Raw genomic sequence first — 9,364 nt, 5'->3', positions numbered from 1 at the left:
GCGGTAGCGGAGGGATTTGAACCCTCGGTGACTTGCGCCACACTCGCTTTCGAGGCGAGCTCCTTCGGCCGCTCGGACACGCTACCGAGGGAGACCTTACAGCAAGGTGCCGCGTGCTTCGAAATCGGTTTGCGGCGACCGCCCGGCAACCACCGGTGCCCGCTCAGCGACCCCGGAAGAACGCGCTGAGCAGCGCGGCGCACTCCGCGGCGAGGACGCCCTCGATCACCTCGGGCCGGTGGTTGAGGCGACGGTCGCGGACGAGGTCCCACAGCGAACCGGCCGCGCCGGCCTTCTCGTCGCGGGCGCCGTAGACGAGCCGGTCGACGCGGGACTGCTGGATCGCGCCCGCGCACATCGTGCAGGGCTCCAGGGTCACCACGAGGGTGCAGCCGGCGAGCCGCCACCGGCCGAGCGCGGTCGCGGCCCGCCGCAGGGCGAGGACCTCCGCGTGGGCCGTCGGGTCGCCGCCGGCCTCGCGTTCGTTGTGCCCGGCCGCGAGCACGGTCGTGCCGTCCGGCGCCAGGATCACGGCGCCGACCGGGACGTCCCCGCCCCGGACGGCCTCGGCGGCCTCGTCCAGGGCGAGCCGCATCGCGGGCCGCCAGGGGTCCCGTACCGGGTCGGGCGGTCCAGGGGTGGTGCGAGCGGTCAGCGGACGGTCTCCAGGGTCTCCGAGGCGCCCAGGGACTCGGCGATCTCGGTGACGGCGTCCGACGAGAGCGCGCGCAGTTCCTTCTCGGTCACACCGAGGTCGTCCAGGATCGTCGCGTCGCCGACCGGGCCGTGCGGCACGGCCTCGGCGGAGCCGGCCACGGGGTCGCCGTCTTCGGCCTCCTCGTCGTCCGCGTCGCCGTCCTCGGTGCCGTCGAGGTCGAGGGCGTCCAGGTCGTCCCCGTCGTCGGGGGCCCGGCCGAGCAGCTCGTCGGTGAGCAGGATCTCGCCGTAGCTGCTGCGGGCAGCGGCGGCGGCGTCCGAGACGTAGATGCGAGGGTCCTCCTCGCCGTCCACGCGGACGACGCCGAACCAGGCGTCCTCCTGCTCGATGAGCACGAGCACCGTGTCCTCGTCGGGGGAGGCTTCACGGGCCAGGTCGGCCAGATCCGACAGGGTTTCCACATCGTCGAGCTCTGTGTCGCTCGCTTCCCACCCGTCTTCGGTGCGCGCGAGCAGTGCGGCGAAGTACACCGTGACTCTCCCACTGGTCTTAGGCGTGCCGGTTGGGGGTCCCCCCGGCGGAGGTTACGGGCGGGGAGTGCTCGTCCGAGCCCCACCCACTCGGAATCGTGGCAGAAACAAGGCGTTCAGGGGACGTCTTCGGCCCCCTGTGTCCGGCAGTCGCGCTCGCACGCTCGTTGCCGCCACCTGCGGATCGTACGCGGCTTTCCCCTGCTCCACGCACGGTCACCCGCCACAACGCCCGCGCGGTTCGTGATCTTCCCCGGCGGTTTTCCCACCCGTTCCCTACCAGCGGAACGTGCGCATGCGCATCGCGTGCCGCAGCCGGGCCGTCTTGGCGCGGCGCGGCTGGACGCGGTCGCGCAGCTCCCTGGCCTCGGCCAGGTCGCGCAGGAACCGGGCGCGGCGCCTGCGGCGCTCGGCGTCGGACTCGTCCGCGCCGCTGCGCCCGGCCGTCTCGTCCGGCCCGGCCCGCTCGGCCGTCCGGTCACGCTCCGGGTCCGCCCCGGGCCGTACGCGCGGTGACGGATCGTGCCGGGTCTCCTGGTCGGGCATCTGGTTCACCACCCCCACTCCGTCTCTCCCACCTTCCCCCGGACGGGCGGTTTGACGCCAGCGAACGGGCGACGGCCGGTGGCGTGCCGGCCGTGCGGCCGGGCGCATCGGGCCCGGTTACTGTTGTGGACATGCGTCTCCACGTCGTCGACCACCCCCTGGTCGCCCACAAGCTCACCACGCTGCGCGACCAGCGCACCGACTCCGCGACCTTCCGCCGTCTCGCCGACGAGCTGGTCACCCTGCTCGCCTACGAGGCCACGCGTGACGTGCGCACCGAACAGGTCGACATCCAGACGCCGGTCGCGCGGACCACGGGCGTCAAGCTGTCCCACCCCCGCCCGCTGGTGGTGCCGATCCTGCGGGCCGGGCTCGGCATGCTGGACGGCATGGTGCGGCTGCTGCCGACCGCCGAGGTGGGCTTCCTCGGCATGATCCGCAACGAGGAGACGCTGCAGGCCTCCACGTACGCGACGCGCATGCCGGAGGACCTGTCGGGCCGTCAGGTGTACGTGCTCGACCCGATGCTCGCCACCGGCGGCACGCTGGTCGCGGCGATCCAGGAGCTCATCCGGCGCGGCGCCGACGACGTGACCGCCGTGGTGCTGCTGGCGGCGCCGGAGGGCGTGGAGGTCATGGAGCGCGAGCTGGCGGGCACGCCGGTGACGGTCGTGACCGCCTCGGTCGACGAGCACCTGAACGAGCACGGCTACATCGTCCCGGGCCTCGGCGACGCGGGCGACCGCATGTACGGGGCGGCCGAGTAGGCCGGAAGGGCGTCCCGGCACAGTCCACAGGAGCCGCTCAGCGGCTCGCAGGCCACTCAGCGGCTCGCAGCCGTTCAGCGGCTCGCAGGCCGCTCAGCAGTCCTTCTTCGTCGTCGGCGCCGGCTCGGGCGCGGCCAGTCTGGTCAGCGCCCGGTCGGCGTCCGGCCGTTTCGCCAGGTCCTTGAAGGCGTCCCCGATGACGAGGTCGACGGCGGTGCCCTTGCGGGCCGCCTCGGTGCGCCGTTCGGCGCCGGGGAGCTGGGTGCCGAGCACCGGCAGCGCGGTGTCCAGGGCGGACGCGGGGCCGAGCAGCAGGCCGGTGCCCTTGACCTTCTTGTCGTACTCCTTGGTCGCGTTGCCCACGTCGCCGATCTTGAAGCCGCGCTTCTTCAGCTCGTCGGCGGTCTTCTTCGCCAGGCCGCTGCGGGTGGTGGCGTTGAGGACGTTGACCGTGATCGTGCGGGGCTCGGGCAGGGGCCGGGCGCTGGGCGACGGGCTCGCCTTGCTCGTGCGGGCGCAGTCCCCGCCGCCGGCCGCCGAAGCCTTCCTGCCGCCGCCCGTGAAGACGTCGATGAGCTGCAGCGTGCCCCAGCCGCCCACGCCCAGCACGACGACGGAGGCCACGCCGACGGCGACGAGCCTGCCGCGCCGCCGGGGCCGGCGCATCCGGGGATACCTGTTGCCCGTGATGCGGTACTTGCCGCCCATGCCGGGGGGAGTCAGCATGCTCATGAGCGCAGCGTAGTGCGCCCGGGCGACGATGCCTACTAGATGATCATTCGACGTCGCCCAGCGGAACCCGAAAGGGTCAACCCGCGACCGGCGGGGATCAGTCGAGCTCGAGCACGCGCGCGTGCAGCACCTGGCGCTGCTGGAGCGCCGCCCGCACCGCGCGGTGCAGGCCGTCCTCCAGGTACAGGTCGCCCTGCCACTTCACGACGTGCGCGAAGAGGTCGCCGTAGAAGGTCGAGTCCTCGGCGAGGAGGGTCTCCAGGTCGAGCTGCTGCTTCGTCGTGACGAGCTGATCGAGGCGGACCGGGCGCGGCGCGACGTCCGCCCACTGCCGGGTGCTTTCCCGGCCGTGGTCGGGGTACGGCCGGCCGTTTCCGATGCGCTTGAAGATCACACGGAAAGCCTACCGGTCAAGACCTTCCGGGCGCAGCCATGGCGACGGAGTACGACGCGGAAAAAAGCCCCGCAAGGAGGTACGAACCCCCTCAGGGGCACGCATATGCCGGAGCAGCCCGTGCCGTCGGCGGCAGGTCAGGGCCGTTCTCGTGGGGTGTGTTCACCGATGCCGTGCGCCTGATTCGCCCGAAAGGGGGGTGTGGCCCCCTCCCGGCCCGCTCCCGGCGCGGACCCGCGCGGCGGCGCAGGCGCCGTTCCGGCCGCCTCCGCCGCCGCGGGCGGGGTCAGCCCCGGCCCCGCTCCTTCGGGTTCGGGGGCTGCGGCTTCCGCTCGGCCGGCGGGGAGCCCGGCCTGGGGGCGCTGCGGGCGGCTTCCGCGCGCAGCAGGGCACGCAGGACGGCGTACGGGTCTTGAAGCATGGCTGTGTTCCTCGCCCTTGTGGTTCCGTGCTGTGGCTTCCGTGCGGGACTGGTGGACCATGGACGGTCCGCTCAGCAGCGCAGGACCTCGGAACGCAGGGGGCGAGGGTCGTGCGGCGGGTCCGGCGGCACGGGCACGTGGCGCCGTGCGGTGCACGCGGGGGCGGGGCCCGGGAGCGGCGCCGGGCGTGGCGGGACGGCGGCGCGGCGGGCGCTCCGGGCGGCGGGCCGCAGGACGGTGTCGAAGGCGTCGAACTCGACGGCCGTGCTCTCCTGGACGGCGGGCGGTGCCGGAACCGTGTGGGCCGCGGTGTGCGCGCCGGGCACGAGCAGGGCGAGCAGCAGGACCAGCACCCGCGGCCACGTGTGCCGACGGGTGCCGCGGGGGACCGGCTGCGCCGCGGGGTGCACGGGAGGTCATTCCCCGCCGCGGGTACGCCGTTCATCGCGCGGGCCGTGAGATCCGCTCGCTCGGCGTAGGGAGCACGTGGCCCGATCGCAGGGGATGCGGCGGCCCGGTGCGCCGGGGGTGTGCTCGGGGCCCGGGGGCTCGCCGGTCGGTGGCTCGGTCATGCTCCATGCTTCGACCGGGCCCGGGGGCCCTGCCACCCGGAGCGGGCCACGCGGCTGACGCTACGCGCCGGCGGCCTTCGCGGCCTTGGCCGCCGCCTTCATCTCCTGCTTGTGCGCCCGTACCTTGGCCAGGGACTCGGGGCCGGTGATGTCGGCGACCGAGCGGAAGGACCTCTCCTCGCCGTAGGAGCCCGCCGCCTCCCGCCAGCCCTCGGGGCGGACGCCGAGCTGCTTGCCCAGCAGGGCGAGGAAGATCTGGGCCTTCTGCTTGCCGAAGCCGGGCAGCTCCGCCAGCCGCTTCAGCAGCTCCCGGCCGGTGCCGGCGTCCCTCCAGACGGCCTCGGCGTCACCGTCGTAGTGCTCGACGAGGTACTGGCACAGTTGCTGGATCCGCTTGGCCATGGAGCCCGGGTAGCGGTGCACGGCCGGCTTCTGCGAGAGCAGCGCGGCGAAGGCCTCCGGCTCGTGCGCGGCGATCTCGTGCGCGTCCAGGTCGTCCGTGCCGAGCCGCTGGGCGATCGTCGCCGGGCCCTTGAACGCCCACTCCATGGGGATCTGCTGGTCCAGCAGCATGCCGATCAGGGCGGCGAGCGGACTGCGGCCGAGCAGCGCGTCGGCCTCCGGGTCCTGGGCGAGGTGCAGGGTGACGTCCATGGCCCGATCATCCCCCGGGGCGGGCCCGGCCGCGTCCCCGGGCGGTCAGGGGCGCCAGTACCCGAGGGCGTGCACGCGCTGCTTGGGCAGGCCCAGTTCCTTGCGGACGTAGGCGGCGAGCGTCCGGGTCGTCGCCGTGTCGCAGGCGATCCAGACGTACGGGTCGGTGGTCGTGCCCAGCAGTGCGGGCAGGTCCGCCTTCACGCGGTCGACCAGGTGGGCGCCGGAGTCCTGGCGGGGGACCTTGCGCAGCTCGTGGCGGTCCGGGTCGGTGCGGAACGGCAGGTCGTCGCCACCGCCCTCGAACCAGACGGTCGCCGGGGCGGAACCCAGGGCGTCCAGGAGGGAGTTGATGGCCGGCAGGGAGGCCGGGTCGCCGACGGCGAAGACGTGCGAGGGCGCCGGGCTCGGGTGCTCGAAGCCGGTGCCCTGGACGGTCGCCTCGATGGTGTCGCCGGGCTTCGCCGCCCGGGCCCAGTCGCTGGCGCACCCCTCGTGCAGGGCGAACTCCAGGCCGAAGGTCCCGGCCGCGGGGTCCGGGTCGACCAGGGTGTAGGCCCGCTGGTGCGGCTTGCCCGCGTTGTCGAACCAGAGCCGGACCCACATGGTCGGGTGCACTCCGGTGGCGGCCAGCAGGCCGCCGTCGGTGAAGCGCAGCCGCCGGTAGTCAGGCGTGACGTCCTCGGCGTCCGTCACCGTGAACTGGAAATCCTTCGCGCGCAGCAGTTTGAGGACCGCGCCCTCCCAACCCCGCCCCTGCCCCATCGCGTTTCAGCCCTTCGCGTACGATTCCGGCCACACAGCTCTGACTTAGGCAAGGCTAACCTAAAGGAAGGTGGGGGTACAGGGTGGCCATCGAGATCTACCGTGACGCCTGGGGCATTCCGCATCTGCGCGCCGACAGCGTGACCTCGCTCGCCCACGCGCAGGGCCTGGTCACCGCCCGCGACCGGGCCTGGCAGCTGGAGGTCGAGCGCCACCGGTCGCAGGGCACCTCGGCGTCCTTCCTCGGCGAGAGCGCCCTGGACTGGGACCGGTTCGCCAGACGCGCCAGACTGGACGACACGGCCAGACGCTGTTTCGCCGACCTGGAGAGACGGGACCCCGCAACGGCGCGGTGGGTGCGGGCGTACGTCGACGGGGTGAACGCGGGGCTGGAGCGGGCGGCGGGCGCCGGCCGGGACGCGGCCCCCGAGTTCGCCCGCACCGGTCTCGCCCCCGGGCGCTGGAACCCCTGGACCCCGCTCGGCGTCTGGCTCGCCACGCACATCCTCTTCGCCGGGTTCCCGGCCAAGCTCTGGCGCGAGCAGGTCGCCACGCACCTCGGCGCGGACGCCGTCGGGCTGTTCGCCACCGACGGGCCCGGCACCTCCGGCAGCAACGGCTGGCTGGTGAGCGGCGAGCGGACCGTCACCGGGCAGCCGGTCATCGCCGGCGACCCGCACCGCTGGATCGAGGACCCGGGCGTCTACCAGCAGATCCACCTGTCCTGCCCGGAGTTCGACGTCGTGGGCCTCGCCGTCCCCGGTGTCCCCGGCCTCGCCCACTTCGGGCACACCGGCACGGTCGCCTGGGCCATCACCAACGCCATGGCCGACTACCAGGACCTGTACCGGGAGCGGCTGCGGCGCACGGGCGCCGGCGTCGAGGCGCTGGACCCGGACGGGATCTGGCGCCGGGCGGCCCGGCACACGGAACTCGTCGAGGTGGCCGGCGAGGAGCCGGTCGAGGTCGAGGTGATCGAGACCGGCCGGGGGCCGGTGGTCATCGGCGGACCGGAGGGGATCGACGGCGACCCGACCGGCCTGCCCGGCCCGGCGGGCGCGGCCGATGCCGCCGTCCGGGCCGGTTCCGGCACCGTGGGCGACCCGATCGGACCGCCCGTGGCGATCAGCCTCCGCTACCCGCCCCGGGTCACCGGCGACCTGGGCTTCGGCGCCCTGCTGCCCCTGCTGCGGGCCCGCCGGGTCGCCGATGTGGACCGGGCCTTCGACCGCTGGGCCGAGCCGGTCAACGTCGTCCAGGCCGCCGACACCGAGGGCGGGGTCCTGCACCGCGTGGCCGGGTACGTGCCGCTGCGCGCCGAGGCCAACCGGCTGCGCCTGGTGCCCGCCTGGGAACCCGGCCACGAGTGGACGGGCCGGGCCGAGACGCCCCGCGCCGGGCTCACCGGCGGCGTCGCCGTCATGGCCAACCAGCGCGGCCCGGCCGCGCCGCTCGGCGTCGAGTTCGCCCCGCCCCACCGCCACGACCGCATCGCCGCGCTGCTGGCCGCCAAGGAGCGCTGGTCCGCCGCCGACATGCCGGCCGTCCACACGGACACCCACCTGGCCTCCGCGACCGCCCTGCTCGACCACCTCCGCCGCCTCGACGCCCTCACGCCCGGGGCCGCCGCGCTGCGGGACCGGCTCCTCGCCTGGGACCGCCGCATGGACGCCGGCAGCGCCGACGCGGCCCGGTACGCGGCGGTGCGCGGCGCGGTCGTACGGCGGCTGGCGGCGCACCCGGCCTTCGCCGCGCTCGCCACCCCGCCGCCGTACCCGGACGTCTTCCGGCCCTGGCTCGCCCTGCTGCCCCGCGTCGGCTTCGCCCTCGAACACCTGCTGACCGCCGAGGAGCTGTACGGCGTCGACCGCCCGGCGGCCGTCCGCGCGGCCCTCGAAGAGGTGGCCGGGCGGCCGCCGTCCGGGGTCTGGGGCGACACCCACCGGCTCGCCCCCTGGCGCGCCCTGGAGCCGGAGACGCCGTACGGAGAACCGGGGCTGTCCGGCGACCACGACTGCGTGCTGTGCACCTCGGGCGTACCGGGCCTGACCGACCTGGCCGCCCGCGGCCCGGCCGCCCGCTACGTCTGGGACCTGGCCCGGCGCGAGGACAGCCGCTGGGTGGTCCCGTTCGGCGCCTCGGGCGTCCCCGGCTCGCCCCACCACCGCGACCAGCTCCCCCTGTGGCTCGGGGGAGAACTCGTCCCGGTCGTCACCGACTGGGCCCTGCTGACGAAGGAGACCGATGTCTGACCCGTACGCCTCCCGCACCGCCGTCCACGAGCAGGTGACCGACGGCTTCGGCACCGTCCGCGTCCTGCCGCTGGACGCCGAGGCCGACGCCGGCGTGATCCACCGCTGGGTGAGCGAGGAGCGGGCCGCCTTCTGGGGCATGACCGGCCTCACCGAGCGTCAGGTCGCCGAGGTCTACGCCCACATGGACACCCTCCCCACCCACCACGCCTTCCTCGTCGTGCGCGAGGGCGAGCCGGTGGCGTTGCTGCAGACCTACGAGCCGGAGGCGGACCGCGTCGGCGAGTGCTACGACGTGCGCCCCGGCGACATCGGCGTCCACCTGCTGCTCGCCCCCGCCGGCCCGGGCGGCGGCACGCCCGGCTGGACGGCCGAACTGATCGCCGTCGTCGCCGCCTACGTCCTGGTGGGCCTGGACCGCCGCCGGGTCGTGGTCGACCCGGACGTCCGCAACGACAAGGCGATCGCCCGTTTCCGCAAGCAGGGCTTCACGGCCGGGCCGGTGGTCGTCCTGCCCGAGGTGGACCTGCCGGACGTGTACCTGCCGGAGAAGAAGGCCCAGCTCGCCTTCCTGGACCGGGAGATACTCTTCCCCGCGTGACGCCCGACGAGCTCATCGCGCACTACGGCCTGGAGCCGATCCCCCGCGAAGGAGGCCTGTTCCGCCAGACCTGGGCCGGGCCCGCACGCCCCGACGGCAGACCGGAGGGCACGGCGATCGTCGCCCTGCTCACGGCGGACGACTTCTCCGCCCTCCACCGTCTGCCCACGGACGAGATCTGGCACTTCTACCGGGGCGATCCCCTGGAGCTCCTGCTCCTCGCCCCGGACGGCACCACGCGCACGGTGGTCCTGGGGCCGGACGTGCTCCGGGGCCAGCACGTCCAGTTCACGGTCCCGGCCGGCACATGGATGGGCGGCCGGGTCCGGCAGGGCGGCGCATGGACCCTGTTCGGCTGCACCATGGCCCCCGGCTTCACCTTCGAGGGCTACGAACACGGAGACGCGGCCGAGCTGGCGGCGCGCTATCCGGCGGTGGCCGGCGCGATCGCCGCGCTGTCCAGACCCTAGG

General features: G+C 74.5%; 13 protein-coding genes and 1 tRNA gene. 4 read left to right on the top strand and 10 right to left on the bottom strand.

Going from position 1 to position 9,364, the window contains the following annotated elements; all coding sequences use genetic code 11:
• Window position 1: 1 nt before the first annotated feature.
• The 4 genes from RIN80_RS19210 to RIN80_RS19195 form a co-directional block, all read right to left on the bottom strand.
• Window positions 2-86 (bottom strand) — tRNA-Ser (locus RIN80_RS19210).
• A 77-nt stretch (window positions 87-163) separates the two neighbouring features.
• Complete coding sequence (gene tadA / locus RIN80_RS19205) at window positions 164-595, bottom strand: tRNA adenosine(34) deaminase TadA (protein WP_309096837.1); 432 nt, start codon at window positions 593-595, stop codon at window positions 164-166.
• A 56-nt stretch (window positions 596-651) separates the two neighbouring features.
• The gene (locus tag RIN80_RS19200; protein ID WP_309096836.1) at window positions 652-1,188 is read right to left on the bottom strand and encodes a hypothetical protein; all 537 of its coding nucleotides are present in this window, start codon (window positions 1,186-1,188) and stop codon (window positions 652-654) included.
• A 276-nt stretch (window positions 1,189-1,464) separates the two neighbouring features.
• Window positions 1,465-1,734: a hypothetical protein gene (locus RIN80_RS19195; protein ID WP_309096840.1), complete on the bottom strand. Its 270-nt coding sequence runs from the start codon at window positions 1,732-1,734 to the stop codon at window positions 1,465-1,467.
• 131 nt (window positions 1,735-1,865) lie between these two features.
• On the opposite strand from RIN80_RS19195, the gene upp reads away from it, so the two are divergent.
• Window positions 1,866-2,501 (top strand): uracil phosphoribosyltransferase, encoded by a 636-nt coding sequence (gene upp / locus RIN80_RS19190; protein ID WP_114257496.1) that lies wholly within the window; start codon window positions 1,866-1,868, stop codon window positions 2,499-2,501.
• 93 nt (window positions 2,502-2,594) lie between these two features.
• Here the strand turns inward: upp and RIN80_RS19185 are convergent, their stop codons facing one another.
• From RIN80_RS19185 to RIN80_RS19160, 6 genes are all read right to left on the bottom strand, one after another.
• Window positions 2,595-3,209 (bottom strand): LytR C-terminal domain-containing protein, encoded by a 615-nt coding sequence (locus RIN80_RS19185; protein ID WP_309096839.1) that lies wholly within the window; start codon window positions 3,207-3,209, stop codon window positions 2,595-2,597.
• Between the two features lie 121 nt (window positions 3,210-3,330).
• Entirely contained in the window at window positions 3,331-3,627 is a 297-nt protein-coding gene (locus RIN80_RS19180) for a type II toxin-antitoxin system VapB family antitoxin (protein ID WP_004943146.1), read from the bottom strand.
• Window positions 3,628-3,913: 286 nt separating this feature from the next.
• A complete protein-coding gene (locus tag RIN80_RS19175) occupies window positions 3,914-4,048 on the bottom strand; it encodes a hypothetical protein (protein ID WP_309096835.1) in 135 nt (44 codons plus the stop codon).
• A gap of 72 nt (window positions 4,049-4,120) precedes the next feature.
• A complete protein-coding gene (locus tag RIN80_RS19170; RefSeq protein WP_309096834.1) occupies window positions 4,121-4,459 on the bottom strand; it encodes a hypothetical protein in 339 nt (112 codons plus the stop codon).
• A gap of 222 nt (window positions 4,460-4,681) precedes the next feature.
• Window positions 4,682-5,275, bottom strand: a complete 594-nt coding sequence (locus tag RIN80_RS19165; RefSeq protein ID WP_309096833.1) for an HhH-GPD-type base excision DNA repair protein — start codon at window positions 5,273-5,275, stop codon at window positions 4,682-4,684.
• 45 nt (window positions 5,276-5,320) lie between these two features.
• Window positions 5,321-6,040 (bottom strand): siderophore-interacting protein, encoded by a 720-nt coding sequence (locus tag RIN80_RS19160; protein ID WP_309096832.1) that lies wholly within the window; start codon window positions 6,038-6,040, stop codon window positions 5,321-5,323.
• Between the two features lie 83 nt (window positions 6,041-6,123).
• Here RIN80_RS19160 and RIN80_RS19155 point away from each other — a divergent pair, with 83 nt between their 5' ends.
• The 3 genes from RIN80_RS19155 to RIN80_RS19145 are packed head-to-tail and all read left to right on the top strand — an operon-like array spanning window position 6,124 to window position 9,363.
• Window positions 6,124-8,292 (top strand): penicillin acylase family protein, encoded by a 2,169-nt coding sequence (locus tag RIN80_RS19155; protein ID WP_309096831.1) that lies wholly within the window; start codon window positions 6,124-6,126, stop codon window positions 8,290-8,292.
• On the top strand, window positions 8,285-8,893 hold the full coding sequence (locus RIN80_RS19150; RefSeq protein WP_309096830.1) for a GNAT family N-acetyltransferase: 609 nt from the start codon (window positions 8,285-8,287) through the stop codon (window positions 8,891-8,893). The genes RIN80_RS19155 and RIN80_RS19150 overlap by 8 nt, the downstream gene beginning before the upstream one ends.
• Window positions 8,890-9,363: a cupin domain-containing protein gene (locus RIN80_RS19145; protein WP_309096829.1), complete on the top strand. Its 474-nt coding sequence runs from the start codon at window positions 8,890-8,892 to the stop codon at window positions 9,361-9,363. Before RIN80_RS19150 ends, RIN80_RS19145 begins: the two co-directional genes overlap by 4 nt.
• Window position 9,364: the final 1 nt, after the last annotated feature.

Source organism: Streptomyces sp., from assembly GCF_031181705.1.
Taxonomy (GTDB): domain Bacteria; phylum Actinomycetota; class Actinomycetes; order Streptomycetales; family Streptomycetaceae; genus Streptomyces.
This window is presented reverse-complemented; position numbering and strand designations above follow the sequence as displayed.

Bases quoted from the DNA above. Each gene is read 5' to 3' on its own strand.
- RIN80_RS19150 (WP_309096830.1), top strand. From the start codon at position 8,285: ATGTCTGACCCGTACGCCTCCCGCACCGCCGTCCACGAGCAGGTGACC.
- RIN80_RS19195 (WP_309096840.1), bottom strand. From the start codon at position 1,734: ATGCCCGACCAGGAGACCCGGCACGATCCGTCACCGCGCGTACGGCCC.
- RIN80_RS19160 (WP_309096832.1), bottom strand. From the start codon at position 6,040: ATGGGGCAGGGGCGGGGTTGGGAGGGCGCGGTCCTCAAACTGCTGCGC.
- RIN80_RS19165 (WP_309096833.1), bottom strand. From the start codon at position 5,275: ATGGACGTCACCCTGCACCTCGCCCAGGACCCGGAGGCCGACGCGCTG.
- tadA (WP_309096837.1), bottom strand. From the start codon at position 595: ATGCGGCTCGCCCTGGACGAGGCCGCCGAGGCCGTCCGGGGCGGGGAC.
- upp (WP_114257496.1), top strand. From the start codon at position 1,866: ATGCGTCTCCACGTCGTCGACCACCCCCTGGTCGCCCACAAGCTCACC.
- RIN80_RS19175 (WP_309096835.1), bottom strand. From the start codon at position 4,048: ATGCTTCAAGACCCGTACGCCGTCCTGCGTGCCCTGCTGCGCGCGGAA.
- RIN80_RS19185 (WP_309096839.1), bottom strand. From the start codon at position 3,209: ATGGGCGGCAAGTACCGCATCACGGGCAACAGGTATCCCCGGATGCGC.